This is a genomic window from Pseudomonas sp. 21LCFQ010, from assembly GCF_024129905.1.
Lineage (GTDB): Bacteria > Pseudomonadota > Gammaproteobacteria > Pseudomonadales > Pseudomonadaceae > Aquipseudomonas.
In genome coordinates, this window is the sequence record NZ_JAMYDZ010000018.1 from 1 (window position 1) to 22,845 (window position 22,845).

At 60.0% G+C, this 22,845-nt stretch carries 21 protein-coding genes; 12 read left to right on the forward strand and 9 right to left on the reverse strand.

The window, feature by feature from the left end; translation table 11 throughout:
* Positions 1 to 50: 50 nt before the first annotated feature.
* Genes NJC38_RS19120 through NJC38_RS19135 form a run of 4 tightly spaced genes read right to left on the reverse strand, consistent with a single transcriptional unit; the run spans position 51 to position 4,716 of the window.
* Positions 51 to 1,511 carry an amidase gene (locus NJC38_RS19120; protein WP_253116568.1) on the reverse strand — a complete coding sequence of 487 codons (1,461 nt, stop codon included), beginning with the start codon at positions 1,509 to 1,511 and terminating at the stop codon, positions 51 to 53.
* Between the two features lie 5 nt (positions 1,512 to 1,516).
* Positions 1,517 to 2,746, reverse strand: coding sequence for an MFS transporter (locus tag NJC38_RS19125; RefSeq protein WP_253116570.1), 1,230 nt, complete (start codon positions 2,744 to 2,746; stop codon positions 1,517 to 1,519).
* Between the two features lie 10 nt (positions 2,747 to 2,756).
* Positions 2,757 to 3,680, reverse strand: a complete 924-nt coding sequence (locus NJC38_RS19130) for a transporter (protein WP_253116572.1) — start codon at positions 3,678 to 3,680, stop codon at positions 2,757 to 2,759.
* Between the two features lie 55 nt (positions 3,681 to 3,735).
* A complete protein-coding gene (locus tag NJC38_RS19135) occupies positions 3,736 to 4,716 on the reverse strand; it encodes a helix-turn-helix domain-containing protein (protein ID WP_045492032.1) in 981 nt (326 codons plus the stop codon).
* A 224-nt stretch (positions 4,717 to 4,940) separates the two neighbouring features.
* Between NJC38_RS19135 and NJC38_RS19140 the strand changes: the two genes are divergently transcribed.
* The 6 genes from NJC38_RS19140 (at position 4,941) to NJC38_RS19165 (ending at position 10,099) form a co-directional block, all read left to right on the forward strand.
* Positions 4,941 to 5,534: an amino acid synthesis family protein gene (locus tag NJC38_RS19140; RefSeq protein WP_045492034.1), complete on the forward strand. Its 594-nt coding sequence runs from the start codon at positions 4,941 to 4,943 to the stop codon at positions 5,532 to 5,534.
* Between the two features lie 102 nt (positions 5,535 to 5,636).
* Positions 5,637 to 6,470 (forward strand): alpha/beta fold hydrolase, encoded by an 834-nt coding sequence (locus NJC38_RS19145; protein WP_045492036.1) that lies wholly within the window; start codon positions 5,637 to 5,639, stop codon positions 6,468 to 6,470.
* Positions 6,467 to 7,948, forward strand: coding sequence for an aldehyde dehydrogenase (locus tag NJC38_RS19150; RefSeq protein WP_045492038.1), 1,482 nt, complete (start codon positions 6,467 to 6,469; stop codon positions 7,946 to 7,948). Before NJC38_RS19145 ends, NJC38_RS19150 begins: the two co-directional genes overlap by 4 nt.
* Positions 7,949 to 7,963: 15 nt before the next feature.
* Positions 7,964 to 8,449 (forward strand): flavin reductase family protein, encoded by a 486-nt coding sequence (locus NJC38_RS19155; RefSeq protein WP_045492040.1) that lies wholly within the window; start codon positions 7,964 to 7,966, stop codon positions 8,447 to 8,449.
* A 331-nt stretch (positions 8,450 to 8,780) separates the two neighbouring features.
* Positions 8,781 to 9,533 carry a GntR family transcriptional regulator gene (locus tag NJC38_RS19160; RefSeq protein WP_045492042.1) on the forward strand — a complete coding sequence of 251 codons (753 nt, stop codon included), beginning with the start codon at positions 8,781 to 8,783 and terminating at the stop codon, positions 9,531 to 9,533.
* 2 nt (positions 9,534 to 9,535) lie between these two features.
* Positions 9,536 to 10,099 (forward strand): NUDIX hydrolase, encoded by a 564-nt coding sequence (locus tag NJC38_RS19165; protein ID WP_045492044.1) that lies wholly within the window; start codon positions 9,536 to 9,538, stop codon positions 10,097 to 10,099.
* 681 nt (positions 10,100 to 10,780) lie between these two features.
* Here NJC38_RS19165 and NJC38_RS19170 read toward each other — a convergent pair.
* Both NJC38_RS19170 and NJC38_RS19175 read right to left on the reverse strand, forming a co-directional pair.
* On the reverse strand, positions 10,781 to 12,547 hold the full coding sequence (locus tag NJC38_RS19170) for a DUF262 domain-containing protein (protein ID WP_253116574.1): 1,767 nt from the start codon (positions 12,545 to 12,547) through the stop codon (positions 10,781 to 10,783).
* Between the two features lie 651 nt (positions 12,548 to 13,198).
* Positions 13,199 to 13,834: a LysE family translocator gene (locus tag NJC38_RS19175; RefSeq protein ID WP_253116576.1), complete on the reverse strand. Its 636-nt coding sequence runs from the start codon at positions 13,832 to 13,834 to the stop codon at positions 13,199 to 13,201.
* A gap of 284 nt (positions 13,835 to 14,118) precedes the next feature.
* Between NJC38_RS19175 and NJC38_RS19180 the strand changes: the two genes are divergently transcribed.
* Positions 14,119 to 14,838, forward strand: a complete 720-nt coding sequence (locus NJC38_RS19180; protein WP_253116578.1) for a hypothetical protein — start codon at positions 14,119 to 14,121, stop codon at positions 14,836 to 14,838.
* A 153-nt stretch (positions 14,839 to 14,991) separates the two neighbouring features.
* On the opposite strand, the gene NJC38_RS19185 is transcribed toward NJC38_RS19180, so the two are convergent.
* The gene (locus NJC38_RS19185) at positions 14,992 to 15,279 is read right to left on the reverse strand and encodes a DUF1330 domain-containing protein (protein WP_045492052.1); all 288 of its coding nucleotides are present in this window, start codon (positions 15,277 to 15,279) and stop codon (positions 14,992 to 14,994) included.
* A gap of 113 nt (positions 15,280 to 15,392) precedes the next feature.
* Between NJC38_RS19185 and ribBA the strand changes: the two genes are divergently transcribed.
* The 5 genes from ribBA (at position 15,393) to NJC38_RS19210 (ending at position 20,723) form a co-directional block, all read left to right on the forward strand.
* On the forward strand, positions 15,393 to 16,511 hold the full coding sequence (ribBA, locus tag NJC38_RS19190) for a bifunctional 3,4-dihydroxy-2-butanone-4-phosphate synthase/GTP cyclohydrolase II (protein ID WP_253116710.1): 1,119 nt from the start codon (positions 15,393 to 15,395) through the stop codon (positions 16,509 to 16,511).
* Positions 16,512 to 16,774: 263 nt separating this feature from the next.
* Positions 16,775 to 17,800 carry an ABC transporter substrate-binding protein gene (locus tag NJC38_RS19195; protein WP_045492054.1) on the forward strand — a complete coding sequence of 342 codons (1,026 nt, stop codon included), beginning with the start codon at positions 16,775 to 16,777 and terminating at the stop codon, positions 17,798 to 17,800.
* Entirely contained in the window at positions 17,785 to 18,753 is a 969-nt protein-coding gene (locus NJC38_RS19200) for an ABC transporter permease (RefSeq protein ID WP_084710113.1), read from the forward strand. Before NJC38_RS19195 ends, NJC38_RS19200 begins: the two co-directional genes overlap by 16 nt.
* A 6-nt stretch (positions 18,754 to 18,759) precedes the next feature.
* A complete protein-coding gene (locus NJC38_RS19205; RefSeq protein WP_045492058.1) occupies positions 18,760 to 19,575 on the forward strand; it encodes an ABC transporter permease in 816 nt (271 codons plus the stop codon).
* A complete protein-coding gene (locus tag NJC38_RS19210; protein ID WP_045492060.1) occupies positions 19,572 to 20,723 on the forward strand; it encodes an ABC transporter ATP-binding protein in 1,152 nt (383 codons plus the stop codon). The genes NJC38_RS19205 and NJC38_RS19210 overlap by 4 nt, the downstream gene beginning before the upstream one ends.
* Before the next feature lie 76 nt (positions 20,724 to 20,799).
* Here NJC38_RS19210 and NJC38_RS19215 read toward each other — a convergent pair whose 3' ends face one another.
* Positions 20,800 to 21,849 carry an AI-2E family transporter gene (locus NJC38_RS19215; RefSeq protein ID WP_253116580.1) on the reverse strand — a complete coding sequence of 350 codons (1,050 nt, stop codon included), beginning with the start codon at positions 21,847 to 21,849 and terminating at the stop codon, positions 20,800 to 20,802.
* An 87-nt stretch (positions 21,850 to 21,936) separates the two neighbouring features.
* Positions 21,937 to 22,695, reverse strand: coding sequence for a DUF4892 domain-containing protein (locus NJC38_RS19220; RefSeq protein WP_231906622.1), 759 nt, complete (start codon positions 22,693 to 22,695; stop codon positions 21,937 to 21,939).
* Between the last annotated feature and the right edge of the window lie 150 nt (positions 22,696 to 22,845).

Genomic DNA, 22,845 nt, shown 5'->3' on the forward strand with positions numbered 1-22,845 from the left:
TCAGCCGCGAAGCCTTCGCGGCTGAAGCCGCTCCTACAAGGGCCGCGATATCAGCGAGGCTGACTGCCCATGGCATTGACCGGCGGCACTCGGCCCCGCCACGGCCGGGCGCGTTCGAGTTGGGCGGCCAGGGACAACAGCAATGACTCTTCGCCAAACCGGCCCATGAAATGCGCCCCCAGCGGTAACCCGCTCGGGCTCCAGTACAACGGCACCGACATCGCTGGCTGGCCACTGGCGTTGCACAGGGCGGTGTACGGCGAGTAGCTGTGGAAATGCTCGATCAGTTGCTGCAGCGACCAGCGGTCGCTCTCGACCTGTAGCTCACCGAGGCGTGGCGGCAGGCGGGCCAGGGTCGGGGTAAGGATTACATCGTAGTTCTGCATGAACCCCGCCATGCGCCGGCCAAACGCATGAATCCACTCTACCGCGCCTGCATATTGGGCGCCGGTTACTTCGCCTTTATCACGCAGGATGATCCGGGTACGGGCTTCGACTTCGTCGAGGCTGACCGGCGCGCCGCGCATTTGCCCCAATACATCGAGGTAGTTGCGGGTGCTGGCGCCAATGATGGTGAATACCTGATCGAGAAACGCCTCAAGGTCCACCGGCAGGCTTTCCTGCACCACCCGATGCCCCAGCGACTCGCAGAGCGTGGCTGCATCGCGCAGCGCTGCCTGGCTGTCAGCAGACACCGGCCACGGACCGACCTGTTCGACCAGTGCGATGCGCAGCGGCGCCGGCTCGTCGAGCACCGCCAGCCGATAGGGCCGCGCCGCCAGCGGTGCGGCATAGGGTGCGCCCAGGTCAATGCCCGCAGTGGCATCAAGCAAGGCGGCGCTGTCGCGCACGCTCAGGGTGATCGCGTGACCGGTGCCCATGCCCGCCCAGCCCTCGCCCACGATCGGCCCGGACGGCAGCAAACCACGACTGGGTTTGAAGCCGAACACCCCGCAGCACGACGCCGGCACCCGCAGTGAGCCGCCGCCGTCGTTGCCGTGGGCAAAAGGCACCACCCGTGCCGCGACCAAGGCCGCCGCCCCGCCGCTGGAGCCGCCGCTGCTGTGCTCCAGGCTCCATGGGTTGCCGGTGGCGCCGAAGCGCTGAGATTCGGTGGTGTACGAGGTGCCGAACTCCGGCGAGGTGCTGGTGCCCATCAACAGGCACCCGCTGCGCCGCAGGCGGCTGACCAGTTCGCCGTCGAAATCCGGTCGCGCCAGGCCCAGGGCATGGGAGCCATTGCTCATCAATGCACCGGCCAGCGGCGAAAACAGGTCCTTGACCAGCGTCGGCACGCCCGCGAATGGCCCCAGCCGACTGGCCGGTTGTCGGGCGGCTGCACGGGCATCGTCGTACAGCCGCTCGACCACCGCGTTAAGCTGCGGCTCGACCCGCTCCAGGCGCACGATGGCCGCCTCCAGCAGTTCAGCGGGGTGTAGCTCGGCATTGCGCACCCGGGTGGCCAGGCCGGTGCCGTCTTCCTGATCGAACAAATTGTGGATGTCTTGCATGTCGGTCATTCCTGATGATTCAAAGAAGAAGCCGCTGGCGCAATGCCCTGGCGACGCTGTACAGCAATCAGGGCGCAGAGCAGTGCCATGCCGAACCCGGCCAGCGCCAGGCAGAAGATCGCCTGAGGGATGCCGCCGGCCTGAGCGGCCACCGCCAGCACGACGATGGGGCTGATGAACTGGCCCAGATACAGGCACGCGGTAAAACCACCCAGGCCACGACCCCGAGTGCGCGCGGTCAGCGCATTCATCACCGGGGCCATGACGTTAGGCACCAGCAGCCCGGCCCCAAGGCCGTGAATGAACACCGCCACCAGCACAGCGTTGTAGCTTTGTGCGCGCATCAGCAGCCACAGCCCCAGGCCCATCAGGCACAGCAAGGCCGCATTGCAACCCGGCACCCCGAGGCGACGGCGCAGCAACGGCCAGCCCAGCGAGCCGAACAGGGTCGAGAGCAGCCCCAGACCTGCCGACAGCCCGATCAGGGTGCTCGACGTCACGCCCATGGCCACCAGCAGGCCGGGCGTCTGGATCGGCACCACGAAGGTCAGGATCATGCCGCCGAGCACCAGCGCATAGCCGATCAACACGCCCGCCAGAGACACCCGGGCGCCCTCTTCGCCCGCCACCTGAGCGACTTGCCGGTTCGGCTCCCAGAGCCAGCGGGCCATCAATGGCAGCAGCAGTAACGGCAACAGATACAGCGCGAACGGCCAGCGCCACGAGTGTTCGCCCAGCGCCCCGCCGGCGACGAAAAACAGCGCGCCAACCAGGCCGATGGTCACTACCTGGCGGTTGACGTAGCGCAACCGTTGTTCGCCATGCCAATAGTCGGCGATCAACGCGGCGCAGCAGGTCATCACCGCCGCCTCGGCGCAGCCGAACAACATGCGCACCGCAACAATCGCCCGCAAGTCATCAAGCAGCAGCGGCAAGGCGCCCAGCAGCGCATAGAGCAAGGTGCCGAGCACGAGCAGGTTCTTGCGCCCCAGTCGGTCGGCCAGCCAGCCGGCCAGTGGCGCAAACAGCGCGATGGCCAGCGCCGGGCCGGTCACCGCCAGCGGCACCAGCACCTCGGCATGAGCGGTGGTCGGGCCGAATTCGGCGCCGATACGCGGCAGCACCGGCGCAATCATCACCGAGCCCATAATGGTCAGGCTCGACCCCAACATCAGTAACACGCCCTCACGGCGCCCACGGGCAACCCGGAGGCTGCCCTCATGTGCAGTAGTCATGCTGAAGTCCTCAGAAACTGTGGGCGATGCGCAAGGCGACGGTATAGCCCTCGGCCCGGTTGCGGGCGTCGAACTCTTTGTAGGCATGCAGCCAGACTGGCGGCAGGCCCGGCTTGAAGTAACTCAGCGCCGGCCCTACCGCCATGACCCGGGCACGGTTGCCGGTGGCCAGGTTCGGCGCGTCGTCGTCACTGAACTGGCGGTAGTAGTAGCCGCCGATGCCCGCCGTCCATGGCCCGAAGTGCTGGCCCACGGCAAACTCGTGACGGTACTCGACGCCGTTTTTGTAATCGGTGGCGTTGTTGCGGGTGTTGACGTCGACCTCGAAGCTGGACGACACCTCGAAACCGCTGTCACTGATCCAGGTGCCGTTGACGATCGGCGAGAAGGTCCAGTGATTGAGGCCGGGAGAAATCAGGCGGTTTTTATCGTAGTCGCCGGTCGGTGCCTGAATCTGGAATTGCGCGTTGACGAACAGGTTCGGCGACAGGTTCCACTGCAGGATCAGCGGGGTTATTTGCACGTCAGCCAAGCGAAACGGATCGGCCTCGAACTCCAGCCGCCCGACCGGTGTGTCGATGCCGAGTTCGGCGTCCATTTTGAAGAACGGCACCACCGTACTGAAGCCGTAATTGGCACCGAACAGTTGGTAGTCGGTCATGCGAATGTAGGCCAGCCCCAACGACAGCACACTCAGGGAAAAGTCATTGTTGACGTCGTTGCCGCGGCGGTCTTTCTGCACCTTGGCCGAATAAAAGGAAGTGCGCAGGCCCAGCGTACCGTTGGGGGTGACCGGCGGCGTCATCCCGGCACCGAAGTCATAAACCCCGACAGCGGTGGTGGGTGCACCGTTCTCGGTCGCCAGGGCGGTCCCGCACAGCCCTGCCAGCGTGGCCAGTAACAAAACCCGCAAGTTGTTCTTTTTATCGTTCATGGGATGCCCCCTGTTGAGTGTCAGGGACATCCTCGGCGCTAGCGGCCAAAGGCCGTTATCCGTTTTCAGCACAACCGCTGCGGCGCAGGGTTTGTGACGGCAACTCGCCGAACATCTGCCGGTATTCACCCGAAAAACGGCTCAGATGCCAGAAGCCCCAGCGCGCCGCCACGTCCTGCACCGAGGTCGCGGCACTGCCACGCAACAGCTCACGACGCACCGCATTGAGGCGCACCGCACGCAAGTAAGCCAGCGGGTTGAGGCCCAGAGCCTCCTGGAAGCAGTACTGCAATTTGCGCCGGCTGGCACCGATGTTGTTGCACAGGTCCAGCAGGGTGAAGGGTTGGTCGAGGTGGGTGAGTGCGTACTCCCTGGCCCGGTCGACCATGCGCTTGCGGGCCGTGGCGTTCAGGTGCTCGCCATCCGGGGCCACCTGATCGAGCAATTGCAGCATGATCGCGTCGCGCAGCGCATGGCGAATCGACTCATAGTTGAGGGTCTGCGCGTCAGTGCTGAACAAGTCATCGAGCACCCCGCGCAGTTCAAGGTGTAACCCGGTCTCCTCCAGCCGGTAACAGGTGGGAAAAGAGGTAATCTGCAATTCACGGTTCTGGCGCTGCAGTATGTCTTGCAATGCGTCGCGCTCCACGGCGATGCACAGCAGGTCCAGCGGGCCTGGGGTGCGCACTTGCGGCAGGTCATCGGCTTGCGCCACCAACAGGCTGGGGCGACTGATGGTGTGCCCGGCGCAATACACATCGCCATGTTCGGCCAGCGGCAGGCTGAACGTCAGCGCACCTTGCCAGGCCTGGCCGCTCTTGATCATGGCCTGATTAGAGCGGTCGCGGACCAGCTGCATCCAGCCGCAGCGCAGCTCGGTGAGCTCGCCCGCGAAGCGTCCCGGGGTCAATTGGTCGTAGCTGAGCTGCCAACTGGACAGGTTATGCGCATGCTCATCGATATCGGTGGCCTGGCTACGGCGCAGGCCGGAAAAATCCAGTGCAGGCGTATCGCCCGCTACAGTGAAATGGTTCATCGCCTGTCACTCCCGACGCAGTCACCGGCACTGAGGCAAGTTCCGTTCCGGGCGCCTGGGTGCGGGCAATATTGTGCCGAAACTGGATAGTGCTGACGTCGCCGGTCACGGTCCGGGCAGGCCCGAGCGGCTTTTTTTCACCGGCTTTATAGAAAGGACTTGCGCGGACAATCTTATGGTATACCATCATACCAAATACAACGACCCACCTATGGGAGTCCTCCATGAGCTTCGAAATTCGCAAGATCGTCACCTACACCGAAGAAACCCTGATTGAAGGTGGCAAAGCCACTGACAAGCCGGTGACCATGGTCGGCCTGGCCGCCGTGATCAAGAACCCGTGGGCGGGTCGTGGTTTCGTGGAAGACCTCAAGCCTGAAATCCGTGCCTGGTGTTCCGACCTGGGTGCGCTGATGGTTGAGCGCCTGACCGCCGCCATCGGTGGTGCCGACAAGATCGAAGCCTACGGCAAGGCCGCTGTGGTCGGCGCTGACGGCGAAATCGAGCACGCTTCTGCGGTGATCCACACTCTGCGCTTTGGCAACCACTACCGCGAAGCGGTCAAGGCCAAGAGCTACCTGAGCTTCACCAACAAGCGTGGCGGCCCGGGCACTTCGATCCAGGTGCCAATGATGCACAAGGATGACGAAGGTCTGCGTTCGCACTACATCACTCTGGAATTCCAGATCGAAGATGCGCCACGTGCCGACGAAATCGTCGTGGTACTGGGCGCAGCCAACGGCGGCCGCCTGCACCCGCGTATCGGCAACCGCTACATCGACCTGGAAGAACTGGCTGCCGAGAAAGCGGCTCAGTAATTTCATTCCGGATCTGTGCGAAAGGATGGCGCGTGCAGGCCAGGATGGCCGCGCAGTGCCCCTTTCGCTACAGAGTCTGATACGCCTGTGTAGGAGCAATCCATGATTCGGCTCACCGCTGAACGCACCCCGGCCGGCACCAGTTATCTGGCGACCGGCCAAGGCCACCCCGTGGTGTTGATTCACGGGGTGGGACTCAACAAAGAAATGTGGGGCGGGCAGATCGTCGGTCTGTCGACCGGCTACCAGGTCATTGCCTATGACATGCTCGGCCATGGTGCCAGCCCGCGTCCGGACCCGGACACCGGCCTGCCAGGCTATGCCGAACAACTGCTGGAACTGCTCGACCATCTGGGCCTGGAACACGCCACGGTGATCGGATTCTCAATGGGCGGTCTGGTGGCACGTGCCTTCGCACTGCATCATCCGCAGCGTCTGGCCGGCCTGGTGGTGCTCAACAGCGTGTTCAACCGCTCTCCCGAACAGAGTGCCAGCGTTATTGCCCGTACCACCCAGGTCGCCGAACACGGCCCGGATGCCAATGCCAGCGAAGCACTGGCGCGCTGGTTCAGTCGTGAATACCAGGCGGCCAACCCGGCGCAGATCGCCGCGATTCGCCAAGACCTGGCCAACAACGACCTGCAGGGTTACCTGACCACTTATAAACTGTTCGCCACCCAGGACATGTACCGCGCCGAAGACCTGGGCAGCATCAATGTGCCGACCCTGATCGCCACCGGCGAGCTGGACCCAGGCTCGACCCCGGACATGGCTCGCCAGCTGGCGATGCGCATCAAGGGCGCCGAAGTGGCCATCCTGCCTGAACAGCGTCACATGATGCCGGTCGAGTCGCCACGCCTGGTCAACCAGGTGCTGCTCGACTTCCTCGACAAATCCGCGGCCTTACACAACCCGATCAAAGGGGATGTTGCATGACCCTCACTCGTTTTCAGATGTGCATCGACGGCCAATGGGTCGATGCCCTCTCCGGCAAGACTTTCGACAGCCTCAACCCGGCGCTGGCCGAGCCTTGGGCGCAGTTGCCCGATGCCGATGAAGCCGACGTCGAACGTGCCGTACAGTCGGCGCAGACCGCCTTCGAAAGCCCGGCCTGGCGCGGTTTGACTGCCACCGCACGGGGCAAGCTGCTGCGTCGGCTGGGCGATCTGATTGCCGAGAACAAAGAACACCTGGCCCAGCTGGAAAGCCGTGACAACGGCAAGCTGATCCGCGAAACCCGCGGCCAGGTCGGCTACCTGCCCGAGTTCTTCCACTACACCGCAGGGCTTGCCGACAAGCTCGAAGGCGGCACCCTGCCGCTGGACAAGCCTGACCTGTTCGCCTACACCGTGCACGAGCCGATGGGTGTTGTGGCCGGGATCATCCCGTGGAACAGCCCGTTGTACCTGACCGCGATCAAACTGGCCCCTGCCCTGGCGGCCGGCAACACCATCGTGCTCAAACCTTCCGAGCACGCCTCGGCGACCATTCTGGAGCTGGCGCGCCTGGCGCTGGAAGCGGGCTTCCCGCCGGGCGTGGTCAACGTGGTCACCGGCTACGGCCCAAGCACCGGCGCTGCGCTGACCCGCCACCCGCTGATTCGCAAGATCGCCTTCACCGGCGGCGCCGCCACCGCGCGCCATGTGGTGCGCAGCAGCGCCGAGAACTTCGCCAAGCTGTCGCTGGAACTGGGCGGCAAGTCGCCGAACATCATCTTCGCCGACGCCGATCTGGACAGCGCCATCAATGGCGTGGTCGCCGGCATCTACGCCGCCTCGGGGCAAAGCTGTGTGGCCGGCTCGCGACTGCTGGTGCAGGACGAGATCTTCGATGAATTCGTCGAGCGTCTGGTCGAACGCGCCAAGCGCATCCGGATCGGCAACCCGCAAGACGAAACCACCGAGATGGGCCCGATGGCCACCGCCCAGCAACTGGCAGTCGTTGAAGGCCTGGTGGCCGACGCCGTCGCTGAAGGCGCACGCCTGCGCCTGGGTGGCAAACGCCCGGCAAACGCCGAGGCCGGCTGGTTCTATGAGCCGACCCTGTTCGAGTGCGACAGCAACTCGATGAAGATCATGCAGGAAGAAGTGTTTGGCCCGGTGGCCTCGGTGATTCGCTTCAAGGACGAGGCCGAAGCGCTGGCGATCGCCAACGACTCGCAGTTCGGCCTGGCGGCCGGCATCTGGACCCGTGATCTTGGCCGCGCACACCGGCTGGCTCGCGACGTGCGTTCCGGTATCATCTGGGTCAATACCTACCGCGCAGTATCGGCCATGGCGCCGATCGGCGGTTTCAAGAACAGCGGCTACGGTCGCGAGAGCGGCATCGACTCGGTGCTGGCCTATACCGAACTGAAAACGGTATGGATCAATCTCTCGCAAGCACCGATGCCCGATCCTTTCGTGATGCGTTAACCGAGGCTGCAACAAATGATCGAACCCGGTATCTACAAAGAAGTCATGGGCTCCTTTCCGTCAGGGGTGACCATCGTCACCACCCTGGACGCCGAAGGCAACCTGGTAGGCATCACGGCCAGTGCGTTCAGCGCGCTGTCCATCGATCCGGCGCTGGTGCTGTTCTGCCCCAACTACGCCTCGGACACCTACCCGGTGCTGCGTGACAGCAAGCGCTTCGCCATTCACCTGCTCGGTGCCGACCAGCAGGCTGAAGCCTACGCCTTTGCCGGCAAAGGCAAGGACAAGGCCAAAGGCATCGAGTACACCCTGAGCGAACTGGGCAACCCGTTGCTGGCCAAGGCTACAGCGATCATCGAGTGTGAACTGTGGCGTGAGTACGACGGCGGCGACCACGCCATCATCGTCGGCGCGGTGAAGAACCTGATCCTGCCGCCAGAGCCGGTGACCCCGATGATCTATCATCGCGGCAAGCTCGGCGCCCTGCCCGCGTTCGGCTAAGACTGATCGTCATGGGTGGCCTTGTTGGTTCGGGGCAACTGCGTGATAAACTCGGCAAAAGCCCGGGCCCCCTTGGGGTGCGCGGGCTTTTGCGTTAGTCCAGTCATTTACTGGCTTCGGCAGACTATCAGCGTTCGTGTAAGAGGGTGTTTACAAAATCGGCGAGCGAAGGCAAGACAAGGCGAAATTGGCCGAACAAGCGCAATGTACATTGAGTACATGAGCATTTTGAGGTCGATTTCAACGCCGTATTGCCGAGCGCAGCCATTTTGGAGCTACCCTCTGATGAACCGATCCTTGCCAGCAGCCAGCCATACTCCGAGCCGAACCGATGAAACGCCTGCCACTCGATGACACCTTCAAGGTCAACCGCAATCCCGTCACCCTGCGGGAAATCGTGTTGGACAAACTGCGCAGCGCGATCATGAATTTCCAGCTGTTGCCGGGCGACCGCCTGGTCGAGCGCGACCTGTGCGACCGCCTCGGGGTCAGCCGTACCTCGGTGCGCGAAGCCCTGCGTCACCTGGAGTCCGAAGGCCTGGTGGAATTCGCCGACGCCAAAGGCCCACGGGTGGCGATCATCACCCTCGAAGACGCCTGCGACATCTACGAGCTGCGCTGCGTACTCGAAGGCCTGATCGTGCAGCTGTTCACCCTGCGCGCCAAACCCCGCGACATCCGCGCCCTGGAGGCGGCCCTGGAAGAAAACCGCCAGGCCCTCAAGGACGGCGAGCTGCAACAGGTGATCGATTCGGTACAAGGCTTCTACGACGTGCTGCTCGAAGGCTCGGGCAACCACGTGGCCGCCACCCAGTTGCGCCAGTTGCAGGCCCGTATCAGCTACCTGCGCGCCACCTCCGTGTCGCAAGAAAACCGCCGCGGCGCCAGCAACCAGGAAATGGAACGGATGGTCGAGGCGATCAAGAGCGGCGACCCGCTGGCCGCCCACCAGGCCTCGGTCGACCACGTGCGCAACGCCGCCCGCGTGGCCCTGGAGTACCTGCAATCGAAACAGGACGACGGCACCGAAGCACGCGACATCGTGCAGCCCGTTGCACTCAAAGACCCTCGCATAGGCCGCTGATCATGCCGCTGCCGCGTTACTGCCCGCAATGCGGCAGCACAGACCTCACCCACCGCACGCCAGCCGGCGACACCCACCAACGGCTGATGTGCGGGGCCTGCCAGTACATCCACTACATCAACCCGAAGATCATTGCCGGCTGCATCATCGAGCAAGACGGCAAATACCTGCTGTGCCAACGCGCCATCCCCCCGCGCCCCGGCACCTGGACCCTGCCGGCCGGCTTCATGGAAGGCGGCGAAACCACCGAACAGGCCGCCCTGCGTGAAGTCTGGGAAGAATCAGGCGTACGCGCCGAAATCATCTCGCCCTACTCGATCTTCAGCGTGCCGAAGATCAGCGAGGTGTACATCATCTTCCGCGCCATCGCCCTGGAAGTGACCGACCAATATGGGCCGGAGACCATGGACTACCGGTTTTTTGCCCCCGAAGAGATTCCTTGGGAGAGTATTTACTACCCGGCGATACGGCAGATTCTGGAGCGGTATATCGAGGAGCGGCAGGCGGGGGTGTATGGGATTTATATAGGCAATGATGACAGTGGGAAGGTGCATTTTATTCGTTGAGTTGGGCCGGCGTGGTGGTGACCAGTCAAGACGGGGGGGATGGGCTTGCCAGACCACAACGAAGGCGGCGACATATTCGCAGCAGATGCGGAGACTTTACTGACCTCTTCGCGAGCACAACCTTCTCCCACCGGGTTTATGTTCTCAAGCTTGACGTGCGAACTGTGGGAGGCAGCTCTGCTGGGGAATGCAGCGCATCGCGCTGCAAATATTTATCGAGCAATCACAGAAAGTAACCCACTCCCATCAAGTGCGCGCTGCTGACCCGAGCAGTAATGGTGCTAGCTGCACTACTTTTCAGGCATTGAACGTCTACGAGTGCCGTGCAGACGCTAAAAGATCGCCTGTCTAAAACAATTAGCCATGCTGAACACATAGGGAATGTACCGCAGCTGGAGAATTGCATTCCACTTAACCACCCGTTTGCATTGCCACTGACCAGTCATTTGCATTCGACGTGACCAGGCGTTTGTACGAGACTTGACCGGTGCACTGCATGCCCTCGACCGGCTGGAGTCGACCCAAAGCGGTCACTTGCTGTAGGCAGAATCGGTGGCGATTCATATTGTCCAAGGCTCAGCACCAGTTATTGCACCTTAGACAGGCCATAGCTAAGGCGCGATAGACCGCACACTCCAGAGTGGGTACGAATGGCACCCACAGGATAATAACTTTTCGGTATTAATAATTGACGTATTGAGGATTCCAGTATCGCATACAGAAGTCGATGATCTTTGATTGTCTCAGATCGATGGATTCTGATGTCCATTTATTATCAATCATGAATGACTCTAATTCATTCTGTGTTTTATAAGGAGCTTTGGAGAAGTATTTGGAATATTTGAAATCCATCTCCCCATTGCTTTTTGAAGAGTTGGCTGAGGCTGGGTCGAAGGTGAGATTTCCTAGGCGATGCAGGTGTTGATCCCTAAAGGCTGAATCCATATCTGGCACTATGGAACTATCAAGAACGATGCCGTTCTTGGTCTGCGAGGCAATATGCTCTACTGTAAGGCGAGTTTTACTGCCAGTGCTTTTGAATTCAGCTTCTGACATTTCAGAGCATATCGGTTGCTCGGAGCGCCGCAAGTGATTTTCATATTTCCATACTAGATAGCAAAGATCGCGACTAGATATCCAGTTGAATAGGTCGGCATCTTGCAACGTTTCATGAAAGCGTTTGCGGCTGCTGGCATCATTTATAATTGACGAAAGGTCGTCGAATAGAGGCTCAAATCGGCCTGAAAAATTTCTAGCAAGCTTGTAAAGTGCTGACTGACCCGTATTCGACCTATTTTGCTGAACTGCGAAAACACGGAAGCTGTAAATTTCTAACAGACGGCATGTGATAGTGAAATTCCTTTTTTCCGGCGAAGCATCACTTTTATAAGCCTTCAAAATTAGAGGATAGAAGCTCTCCATTCGCTCCAAGCATGCAAGGTCACGGTAAGACTGGTGCTTAGACATTGAAATTTGCCGCATTATGTGGAAGCTTTCTTTGAGTTCCCTACTAAAACGATCAATAAACGCCAATGCCTCCTGCTTGCGGCCATTGGCTATAAGCGGGTTCAGCTTGCCTCTGATAGAGGTCGTCGGTTGCTGGAAATCAGCCTTATCAACCCAGTCTTCAAAAGCGATATAGTGGAAACGAAGAATAGAATCTTCATCTATTTTCCCATCAAACAATTCCAACTCCCTAAAAATATCGGCAAATCTCTGCTGAATTACTGTTAGGTAGTGATCGACGTCCTCAGCGGCGGCGAGATAGGTTTTGTACATTAAAAAGCTTTTTATTTTCTCAAGATTGGTTAACCTTTTTCCTCGGTCGTTCGTGGTTTCAAAAATAAGAGTTGCTTCCGCCGCGTCTTTTACTGAGTATGTTAAAACTTTAGTGTGTTCGTCTATCTTGCATTTTAATTGCAGTAATTCTTCGGTGCCTCTGTCGGCCAGTTCAGCCTGAAAATATTTCTTCGCTTCTAGTAGTCGGCGTTGTGACGGTGTTTCAATATGGTCGATGCCGTTACCATCATTTAGTACGTAATTAAAAAAGAAGTCATTATCAGGTGAAATGGCTTGTAGTTTTGGGCGACTCTTGTTGAAAATGTACGTTTCTTCAACTAGATCTAAGCCGAGCCCCTCATATTGGGCATCATCCAGCCGTTGGCGTAAATTAGACAGTAGCACTTTCATAAATATGATCGTTGTAGTGATCCTTTGCTGTCCGTCCACTATATCGATCAGATCAAATCCAGCATGCTTTTCTGATTTTTCTTGAAAGAGAATAGTACCTAGGAAGTAATCTCGACCTAGCGCTTGATTGTCAATGTCCTCAATGAAGTCAGGAAGTTGGCGGTTTGTCTCCCACGCGTAAGCTCGCTGATAATCTGGGATGTTGAATATTTTGCGACCATCAAACAACTCCTTTAGTTTTTTTTGTCCATTTTCCATTAGGGCTGTCCACTGTGCTTGGGAAGGATGGGTAGAAGCTACAACACATGAAGGCATATTGCCATCTTGACGTATTTTGTTAACGGCCTTTTCTGTCCTCCTTTGAACAAGGCTATTAAATCTTAGGTAGATGGTCGAGCGCAGATGTGTGCTTGAGGCCCATCGGACCGAGACACTGGCGCACATCTGCGAAATTTCTGCGCAATTGCCCCTGTATTTGCATTTGGCCTGACCAGTCATTTGCATTGATCTCGACCACCGATTGCAGAGGACTTGAGCAGCCAGACGCCCATCCCTGAGAGGCTCACAAAGAACCGGAACTGGTCAACTGCTGCCCTTCGCGAACGACAAATTTGCGTCGGAAGCAGCCCATAGCAAGCATCTGCTAATGGCCGATTTCCGCCGGTCAGGATAGGCCAGCGGACTGGTCAAATCCGATGCAAACGACTGGTCAAGTCGAATGCAAATGGGTGGTCAAGTCCATGCAATTACTCACCGCAGCAGTCGCCAGCAAAGCTGAACTGGCGCTGGGACCCGTTGCCAATCGCCCCGAGCTTCGCCGCGCTCGGCAAGCTGCTTGCAGCATTGGTACAGGCAAATCACGACAACGTGCACTCTCAGCAACAGCAATACAGGCTAAGAGGTCGCGACTTAGCGCCTCTGCTCCACCGCCATACGCACGGCCAACCCCATAAGCACCGTCCCCATTATCCAGCGCTGCGCAACTTGCCAAACGGGCCTGTTCACGAAGAAGTGCGCGATGGAGCCGGCCGTGATAGCAATCAGCGCATTGACGCTGACGCTGATTACGATCTGGGTAAAGCCAAGCACCAGTGATTGCGTCAGCACGCTGCCATGGTCTGCAGGGCTAATAAACTGGGGCAGCAATGATAAATACATCACTGCAATTTTCGGGTTCAGGAGGTTGGTGACAAAGCCCATCATGAACAGTCTGCGAGGGCTGTCTTTGGGCAGATCCTGCACCTGGAACGCAGAGCGACCGCCAGGTTTGATGGCCTGCCAGGCAAGATAAAGCAGATACAATGCGCCGCCAATTCTCAGGGCGTCATAGGCATAGGGAACCGCCATTAACAAGGCGGTGATACCCAGTGCGGCGCAGAGCATATAGAAGACGAAACCCAACGCCACGCCGCCCAACGAGATTAATCCTGCCTTGCGCCCTTGGCAGATCGACCGCGAGATGAGGTAGATCATATTGGGTCCGGGCGTCAAAACCATGCCCAGCGAGATCAAGCCATAGGCCAATAAATTGGATAACTCGGGCATGGTATTACTCCTGAAAACTCGACTCGATTGACGTAGCAGACACGCCACAAGAGTTTGAGATGTGCATGGCTGGCGGCACGATAATAGGGCGCTGGATCTGAGGCCGTTAGATACAGATCGACCGAAAAAACGTCATACACAAAAAACCTGCTGGGGAATGTCCGAGTGGGTCGGCATACGCTGATGGATGTGACGCAAGCGAGTCGCCAGCAGAGCTTGCCTCCCACAAGAATTGTGCTGATTCTTGATTAATCGGCATTACTGTTTAAGGACGCCATTGATCCATGCTTTCGCTTCCCGAAACCCTCCAGGCGTTCCTGACCGACCCCGTCATCGTCGGTGACGCATACTTACCCACGCACTACCCTGCCCCAGATCGCCTCGATGATTTCCAGATAGGCTTTCGCACCCACGGCCTTACCGGCGAAAGCCTGGCCAGCGAAGCCAACGGCGCCTGGCATCCCACCTGGTATGTCATCGCTTTGACCGGGCTGGACGACCCCATTTTCATTTCCACAGCCGAGGCGCAAAGCGGTTATCCGGTGTATTACGCACCTCACGGCGCCGGGCGCTGGGACGCGACGCAGATCGCCCCGAGCCTCGCCGCTTTCGCTCGGCTGCTGGCCGCATTGGCGCAGGTGAATGAAGATAACGCTGAGTTTGAGCGTTTGATCATCGAGGCGACGGGCTCGTCGAATAAGTTCTGGCGGGAGATTCTTGATGCGCGCCGGGATGGTGAGGATCTGGAAGAGTCATCGCTTGATGGCGCTGACTTCGATCCGGCTGACTATCAAAGCGGCGAGTTGATCGTGAGTGATTTGGGTCCGCACAAGCTCAAGGTTGTTCAGGTGATCAGCAAGAGCCGAAAAATGTCGTTGAAAGAAACATTAGCATTGGTTGAGGCGCCGCCATTTACAGCGGCAAGCGGTTTAAAGCTGCAACTTCGCCGCTTGAGTGAGCAGCTTGAAGTGCTGGGGGCGACGGTCAAATTCCGATCTGAGTGAACGGGACAGGCTGACCGGGGAAAAGCGTGAAGGGCCGGTACATTCGCAGCATCTGCCGCGAATGCTCTGACCTCTTCGCGACCAAGGTCGCTCCTACAATGATGTGAGGCGTCTGGCCGAGCAGTGTTTCAGCCAGACACAACGCCCCGCCTTTCAAACCCCCTCAACAATCACAATCTCAGCCTTCGCCACACCCTCACGATGCCCCGCCGCTTCCTGATACTCGGGCGAGTTGTAGCAGGCAATGGCCTGTTCGTAAGAATCGAATTCGATTACTACACTGCGTTGCGGGGTGTCACGGCCTTCGATGGCTTCGCAGCGGCCGCCGCGTGCCAGGAATTTGCCACCAAATAATTTGAACGCGGCAGGCGCGCGCTGGGTATATTCGGTGTACTGCTGTGGGTCGGTCACATCGACGTGGGCAATCCAGTAGGCTTTCATCTTGATCTCGCTGTTTTCAATGGATGGTTTGCAATGGAAAGCAATCTGCGAAACTCTTCGTATTATGGTATACCAGTATGGAGCGCCGTAACCATAACACCGAGATCCTGATAATGCCGTTCGATCGTATAGAAGACATCATTGACGACTACCGCCAGGGCAAGATGGTCTTGCTGGTCGATGACGAAGACCGGGAAAACGAAGGCGATCTGCTGCTCGCCGCCGACCGTTGCACGCCGCAAGCCATCAGCTTCATGGCTTGCGAAGCACGCGGCCTGATCTGCCTGACCCTGACCGATGAACACTGCGAACGCCTGGGCCTGGAACAAATGGTGCCCAGCAATGGCAGCGTGTTCGCCACCGCCTTTACCGTATCGATTGAAGCCGCGACCGGAGTCACTACCGGCATCAGCGCCGCCGACCGCGCACGCACGGTGCAGGCCGCCGTGGCCGCCGATGCCAAGGCCGAAGACCTGGTGCAACCGGGCCATATTTTCCCGTTGCGCGCCCGTGAAGGCGGGGTACTGACCCGCGCCGGGCACACTGAAGCCGGTTGCGACCTGGCGCGCCTGGCCGGCTTCAGCCCGGCCTCGGTGATTGTTGAAGTCATGAACGACGACGGCACCATGGCCCGCCGCCCGGACCTGGAAAAATTTGCTGCCAAACACGGTATCCGCATCGGCACCATCGCTGATCTGATCCACTACCGGCTGAGCAACGAGCACACGGTCGAGCGCATCGGTGAACGCGAGCTGCCCACTGTGCATGGCACCTTTCGCCTGTTTACCTATGAAGACCGCATCGAAGGTGGGGTGCACATGGCCATGGTCATGGGCGATATCAAACGTGAGCAGCCGACTCTGGTACGGGTGCATGTCGTCGACCCGCTGCGCGACCTGGTCGGCGCCGAGTACACCGGCCCGGCCAACTGGACGCTGTGGGCCGCGCTGCAACGGGTTGCGCAAGAAGGCCATGGCGTGGTGGTGGTACTGGCCAACCACGAGTCCTCGCAAGCGCTGCTCGAACGCGTACCGCAGCTGACCAAACCGCCCCGCCAGTACACCCGCTCACAATCGCGCATCTATTCCGAAGTCGGCACCGGGGCCCAGATCCTGCAGGACCTGGGTGTCGGCAAGCTGCGTCACCTCGGCCCGCCGCTCAAATATGCAGGTCTGACCGGTTACGACCTCGAGGTGGTCGAAAGCATCCCGTTCACTGGACCCATCGAGTGAAACACTCGGCCACTACCCTTACAGAATAAAAGCGACGAGGAGGTGAATCAGGGCAGGCAAAACGCTTGCAGAAAGTTTGGAATACCATAATATGATATCCCGTAGACCGAAGATTTTCGTCAGGTGCGCCCGCAAGGGATAGCCAAAAAAACAGCCTCCTGGCCCGGTCGCCAGTTTCAAAGGGTCCGCTTGGATCCACTGCTCCGATATAAGCGGGCACAAAACACAGGCCCGCTCAAAACACAACAAATGAGGGCGTGAAAATGGTGTTGAACAAACGTGCAACTGCAGTCCTGGCTGCTGGCGTGTTGGCATTCTCGAGTGCTGCAGCCATGGCCGCTGAAAGCGTGAACTTTGTCAGTTGGGGGGGCTCGACTCAGGATGCGCAGAAGCAGTCCTGGGCCGTACCTTTCACCAAGTCGAGCGGGATCACCGTCGTGCAGGACGGCCCCACCGACTACGGCAAGCTCAAGGCCATGGTGGAAAGCGGCAACGTCCAGTGGGACGTGGTCGACGTAGAGGCTGACTTTGCCCTGCGTGCCGCCAGTGAAGGCCTGCTGGAGCCGCTGGATTTCAACACGATCAAGCGCGACCGGATTGATCCGCGATTCGTTTCCGACCATGGTGCTGGCTCATTCTTCTTCTCCTTCGTGCTGGGTTACAACGAAGGCAAGGTCGGCGGCAAGAATCCGGAAAACTGGTCGGCGATGTTCGACACCAAAACCTACCCTGGTAAACGCGCCCTGTACAAATGGCCGAGCCCCGGCGTGCTGGAACTGGCCTTGCTCGCCGATGGCGTAGAAAAGGACAAGCTCTATCCGCTGGACCTGGACCGCGCCTTCAAAAAACTCGACACCATCAAGAAAGACATCGTCTGGTGGGGCGGCGGTGCCCAGTCCCAGCAACTGCTGGCCTCGGGTGAAGCGTCCATGGGCCAGATGTGGAACGGCCGGGTTTATGCGCTGCAGCAAGACGGCGCACCGGTGGGCGTGAGCTGGAAACAGAACCTGGTCATGGCTGACTTCCTGGTTGTGCCAAAAGGCGCGAAAAACAAGGAAGCTGCGATGAAGTTCATTGCCGAAGCCACCAGCGCCAAAGGCCAGGCCGACTTCTCCAACCTCAGCGCCTACGCGCCGGTCAACCTCGACAGCCAGGCCCGCCTGGACTCGACCCTGGCCAAGAACCTGCCGACTGCCTACCCGGATGAGCAGATCACCCTGGACTTCGCCTACTGGGCCAAGAACGGTGGTGATATTGCCAAGCGGTGGAACGAATGGCTGGTCAAGTAAAGATGCCGGCCGGGACTCTCGGCCAACCCTCTGTGTCCGGTGGTGCGTCCAGCACCGCCGGCGCGGTTCACGCCCCGCTAGCGAACACGAGAGCGAGCATGACAATCAAGCCTTCACTGTCACAACGCTGGCGTGGCAGCCGCAACCTGCTGCCCGCCCTGCTCTTTCTGGGGCTGTTCTTCTTCGCACCGCTGATCGGCCTGTTGCTGCGCGGTGTTTTGGAACCCACCCCGGGGCTGGGCAATTATCAGGAACTGTTTGCCAACTCGGCCTATGCCAGGGTGTTGTTCAACACCTTCTCGGTCGCCGGGCTGGTCACCCTGTTCAGCCTGCTGCTGGGCTTCCCGCTGGCCTGGGCGATTACCCTGGTGCCACGCGGCTGGGGCCGCTGGATGCTGAACATTGTGCTGCTGTCGATGTGGACCAGCCTGCTGGCCCGCACCTACTCCTGGCTGGTGCTGCTGCAAGCCTCCGGGGTGGTCAACAAATTCCTGATGGCCATGGGCATCATCGATCAGCCGCTGGAAATGGTGCATAACCTGACCGGCGTGGTGATCGGCATGACCTACATCATGATCCCGTTCATCGTTCTGCCCTTGCAGGCGACCATGCAGGCGATCGACCCGATGGTGTTGCAGGCCGGCTCCATCTGCGGTGCCAGCCCGTGGACCAACTTCTTCCGGGTGTTCCTGCCGCTGTGCCGTCCGGGGCTGTTCTCCGGTGGCCTGATGGTGTTCGTGATGTCTTTGGGGTACTACGTCACCCCGGCGCTGCTCGGCGGTGCCCAGAACATGATGCTGCCCGAATTCATCGTTCAGCAGGTGCAATCGTTCCTCAACTGGGGCCTGGCCAGTGCGGCCGCCGCATTGCTGATCGTGATCACCCTGACGCTGTTCTACTTCTACCTGAAGCTCCAGCCGGAATCCCCGGTCGGCGCCAGTAACGCGAGGTAAGCGACCATGCTTCTGTCACCCAATGCCATGGGCCCACGGCTGAAGACCGGTCTGTACACCGTCACTGCACTGATCGCCCTGTTCCTGCTGCTGCCGATCCTGTTCATCGTGCTGCTGTCGTTCGGTTCCTCGCAGTGGCTGGTGTTCCCGCCACCGGGCTGGACGCTGAAGTGGTATCAGCAGTTTTTCTCTAACCCTGACTGGATGGACGCGGCCCTGGCCAGTTTCAAGGTCGCCATCCTGACCACCATCTGCGCGGTCGCGCTGGGCTTGCCAACAGCCTTCGCCCTGGTCCGGGGCCGGTTTCCGGGCCGCGACTTTCTGTATGGACTGTTCACCCTGCCGATGATCGTGCCGCTGGTGATCATCGCCGTGGCGGTCTATGCGCTGTTTCTGAAACTGGGCTACACCGGCACGCTGTTCGCCTTCGTGGTCAGCCACGTGATCGTCGCCCTGCCGTTCACCATCATCTCGATCATCAACTCGTTGAAGCTGTTCGACCAGTCGATTGAAGATGCGGCGGTGATCTGTGGCGCCTCGCGCCTGCAGGCGATCTACAAGGTGACCTTTCCCGGCATTCGCCCCGGGATGATTGCCGGTGCACTGTTTGCCTTCCTGGTCTCGTGGGACGAGGTGGTGCTCAGTGTGATGATGGCCAGCCCCACCCTGCAAACCTTGCCCGTGAAAATGTGGACCACCCTGCGTCAGGACCTGACCCCCGTGATCGCCGTCGCCTCGACGCTGCTGATCGGCCTGTCGGTGCTGGTCATGTTCATCGCCGCGACCCTGCGTCGCCGTAACGAAGCCCGGAGTACCTCATGAGCGCCGTGATCAAAGATTCCGCCCACAGCGGCCAGCCGCTGGTCCGCCTGAGCAACCTGAACAAACACTACGGCGACTTCGCTGCGGTGGACAACATCAATCTGGACATCCAGGACGGCGAGTTCCTGACCTTCCTGGGTTCCAGCGGCTCGGGCAAGAGCACCACCCTGTCGATGCTGGCCGGTTTCGAGACCGTCAGCAGCGGCGAGATCCTGGTCAATGGCAAATCACTGGTCAACGTACCGCCGCATAAACGCGGGATCGGCATGGTGTTCCAGCGCTACTCACTGTTCCCGCACCTGAACGTGCGCGACAACATCGCCTTCCCGCTCAACATCCGCAAGATGGATGCCGCCGAGCGTGACAAGAAAGTCGATGCCATGCTCAAACTGGTGCAGCTGGAAAAGTTCGCCCACCGCCGCCCCGCGCAACTCTCTGGCGGCCAGCAACAACGGGTAGCGATTGCCAGGGCACTGGTGTACGAGCCACGCATCCTGCTGATGGACGAACCGCTGGGGGCACTGGACAAAAAACTGCGTGAGGACTTGCAGGACGAGCTGCGTCAGCTGCATCGCCGGCTGGGCATCACCATCGTCTACGTGACCCACGACCAGGAAGAGGCCATGCGCCTGAGCCAGCGCATTGCAATCTTCAGCCACGGCAAGATCGTCGGTCTGGGCAGCGGTTACGACCTGTACCAGAACCCGCCCAATGCCTTTGTCGCCTCGTTTCTGGGCAACTCCAACTTCCTGCGCGCCAAGGCACAAGGCAACGCGGTGGCAACCTTCGAAGGCCAGCCACTGTCGATCCGCCTGACCGCGGGCCTGAAGACCGATCAGGACATCCTGCTGATGGTCCGCCCGGAAAAAGCCCAGGCATTGAGCGTCGACCAGGCCCAGACCCAGCCGCTGGCCGAAGGCTGGAACGAAGTCACTGCCAAGGTGACCGAAGTGCTGTTCCTGGGCGAGAGCCAGACCTGCGCAGTCGTCACCCAAGGCGGTACAGCGATGACCGTCAAGGCGCTCTCGGCCACCGGCATGCCGCTCAAAGCCGGTGACCCGGTAAAAGTCCGCTGGGCCACCGCCGATGCCTGCATCTACACCGAATGGGCCGAAGAGGACCTGAACAAGGCCGCTGGCGCGCATTGACTCAACGCTCAACGCAAGACCGACAATGCCCTCGCAAGAGGGCATTGTCGTTTGTGCTGCGCCGCTCAGGCGTGAATCAGCGCTGCGGTTGTTGACGCCCTTCGGCGACCCAAGTGTTGAGCAGGCTGTAGGCCACAGCCAGCAGGGTCGGGCCGATGAACAGGCCGATAAAGCCGAATGCCAGCAGGCCGCCGAACACACCCAGCAGCACGATCACCAGCGGCAGGTTGCCGCCGCGGCTGATCAGGTACGGCTTGAGCACGTTATCCACCCCGCTGATGACGAAGGTGCCCCACAGGCCAAGAAACACCGCCATGCCATAGCTCTCTTGAAAAATCAGCCAGGCGGTGGCCGGGATCCATACCAGTGGCGGCCCCATGGGAATCAGACTGAACACGAAGGTCAGAATGCCCAACACCAGCGCCCCCGGAATACCGGCGATCAGAAATCCGATCAGGGCCAGAATGCCCTGCGCAGCGGCCGTACCGATCACTCCGTTGACCACTCGTTGCACCGTACCGGCAACCAGATCCAGGTAAAACTGCGCACGCTCGCCGATCAAGCGTTCCAGCAGGCGCAGCACAAAGGCGGCCAGCCGCGGGCCATCGCGATAGAAAAACCAGGCAAAGACAATGCTCAGGGTCAGTTCCAGAATGCCGCCGCCGATTTGCGCGCTGCGGGCCAGCAGCCAGTTACCGACCTGACCGAAATAAGGCTTGATGTTGGCCAGCAACGCCGCGCCCTGTTCATCGATGGTGTTCCAGAAGCCCACCAGCCGCTCGCCCACCAGCGGAATGCCGGCCAGCCACTCGGGCGGGTCTGGCAAGCCATCAACCTGCACGTCACGGATGAAGTTGGTGGCATCGCGCACATGATCGGCCAGGTTGAAGCCAAGCCACACCAGCGGCGCGGCGACCAGTACCAGCCAGCACAGACACATCAGGCTCGCCGCCAGGGTTTCATTGCCGCGACAGGCCCGGGTCAACAGGCGCATCAACGGCCAGCTGGCAAACGCCAGCACCGCGCCCCAGACCAGCGCCGACCAGAACGGCGCCATCACCCAGAAACAGGCACCCAACAGTGCCAGGAGCAGAATCTGCACCAGCAGACGATCGTTATTGAGCATGACGTTGTCCAGCAGAGAGAAGAATTACCGGTCGAGCATAGTGGCCGGGCATGACAATCGGCAGCCAATCATCACGCCCACTACACCTTAACGAATCACGTTGACCAGCAGGCCGGGCTGCTCGGCAGCGCTGATTTCCAGACGCGCAGCACGCACGCCCTTGGCAATCAACGCATCACGCCAGGCCTGGGCCTGACTGCCTGCAACTGTGACACGCAAGCTGCTGTCGAGGTTCAGGCCACGGGCCAGAACCGTGACCCAGTTGTCTTGCGGCTCGCCCTTGAGCCGCGCCAGCTCCAGGCTGCCGCTGGTCTTGAGTTGGCGCAATAACGTGGAAGGACTCGGCAGCAGGTCGCCCAGCGGCGCCTGGGCAGCCAGTTGCTCGACATGCAGGTAGGCGCGGCGGTTGCCACGGGTAATGGCGTACAACGCCACCAGAGTGTCTTGCTCAGGTTCGGCCAGGCGCAACAGCAGATAGGCCTGACGGTCGTCGGCCCCGTACAGCCGGGCGTTGCCGAACACCTGATTGGCCCACAGGCTGCTCTCGCCGCAATCACGGGCCTGACACCAGAACAGCAATTCGGCGTGGCGCGCCTGCAACGCTTCGCGGGCAGCGGTAAAGGCGGCATCGGAGCTATGGCCTGCGGGCAGCTCATAAGTGACCGCCTGCAACGGGCCACGGGCCGTGACCGGATTATCGTAGCGCAACTGGCCGCTGATCTTGCGAACGGCGCCGAGCGGATAAGTACGCTCCTGTTCGGCAGGCGCCCGATAATCGACAATTTCGGTGTCGACCGGACGCGGCACGATATCCAGATCGCGGCTGCCGGCGATGTCTGCGGCCATTGCCGTCGCCGGCAAGGCCAGCCACAGGCACAGCCAGGGCGCGCCGAATGAACGTAAGCGGCGGTTCATAGGCACAGCGCCGGACGGGAAAGACAAAGACTGGAATTAAAGACTGCGGGGTGATCCATCATGATTGACTCCTGTTTCAAC

Coding starts and splice junctions, on each gene's coding strand:
- NJC38_RS19120 (WP_253116568.1), bottom strand. CDS start 1,511: ATGCAAGACATCCACAATTTGTTCGATCAGGAAGACGGCACCGGCCTG.
- NJC38_RS19125 (WP_253116570.1), bottom strand. CDS start 2,746: ATGACTACTGCACATGAGGGCAGCCTCCGGGTTGCCCGTGGGCGCCGT.
- NJC38_RS19130 (WP_253116572.1), bottom strand. CDS start 3,680: ATGAACGATAAAAAGAACAACTTGCGGGTTTTGTTACTGGCCACGCTG.
- NJC38_RS19135 (WP_045492032.1), bottom strand. CDS start 4,716: ATGAACCATTTCACTGTAGCGGGCGATACGCCTGCACTGGATTTTTCC.
- NJC38_RS19140 (WP_045492034.1), top strand. CDS start 4,941: ATGAGCTTCGAAATTCGCAAGATCGTCACCTACACCGAAGAAACCCTG.
- NJC38_RS19145 (WP_045492036.1), top strand. CDS start 5,637: ATGATTCGGCTCACCGCTGAACGCACCCCGGCCGGCACCAGTTATCTG.
- NJC38_RS19150 (WP_045492038.1), top strand. CDS start 6,467: ATGACCCTCACTCGTTTTCAGATGTGCATCGACGGCCAATGGGTCGAT.
- NJC38_RS19155 (WP_045492040.1), top strand. CDS start 7,964: ATGATCGAACCCGGTATCTACAAAGAAGTCATGGGCTCCTTTCCGTCA.
- NJC38_RS19160 (WP_045492042.1), top strand. CDS start 8,781: ATGAAACGCCTGCCACTCGATGACACCTTCAAGGTCAACCGCAATCCC.
- NJC38_RS19165 (WP_045492044.1), top strand. CDS start 9,536: ATGCCGCTGCCGCGTTACTGCCCGCAATGCGGCAGCACAGACCTCACC.
- NJC38_RS19170 (WP_253116574.1), bottom strand. CDS start 12,547: ATGGAAAATGGACAAAAAAAACTAAAGGAGTTGTTTGATGGTCGCAAA.
- NJC38_RS19175 (WP_253116576.1), bottom strand. CDS start 13,834: ATGCCCGAGTTATCCAATTTATTGGCCTATGGCTTGATCTCGCTGGGC.
- NJC38_RS19180 (WP_253116578.1), top strand. CDS start 14,119: ATGCTTTCGCTTCCCGAAACCCTCCAGGCGTTCCTGACCGACCCCGTC.
- NJC38_RS19185 (WP_045492052.1), bottom strand. CDS start 15,279: ATGAAAGCCTACTGGATTGCCCACGTCGATGTGACCGACCCACAGCAG.
- ribBA (WP_253116710.1), top strand. CDS start 15,393: ATGCCGTTCGATCGTATAGAAGACATCATTGACGACTACCGCCAGGGC.
- NJC38_RS19195 (WP_045492054.1), top strand. CDS start 16,775: ATGGTGTTGAACAAACGTGCAACTGCAGTCCTGGCTGCTGGCGTGTTG.
- NJC38_RS19200 (WP_084710113.1), top strand. CDS start 17,785: ATGGCTGGTCAAGTAAAGATGCCGGCCGGGACTCTCGGCCAACCCTCT.
- NJC38_RS19205 (WP_045492058.1), top strand. CDS start 18,760: ATGCTTCTGTCACCCAATGCCATGGGCCCACGGCTGAAGACCGGTCTG.
- NJC38_RS19210 (WP_045492060.1), top strand. CDS start 19,572: ATGAGCGCCGTGATCAAAGATTCCGCCCACAGCGGCCAGCCGCTGGTC.
- NJC38_RS19215 (WP_253116580.1), bottom strand. CDS start 21,849: ATGCTCAATAACGATCGTCTGCTGGTGCAGATTCTGCTCCTGGCACTG.
- NJC38_RS19220 (WP_231906622.1), bottom strand. CDS start 22,695: ATGGCCGCAGACATCGCCGGCAGCCGCGATCTGGATATCGTGCCGCGT.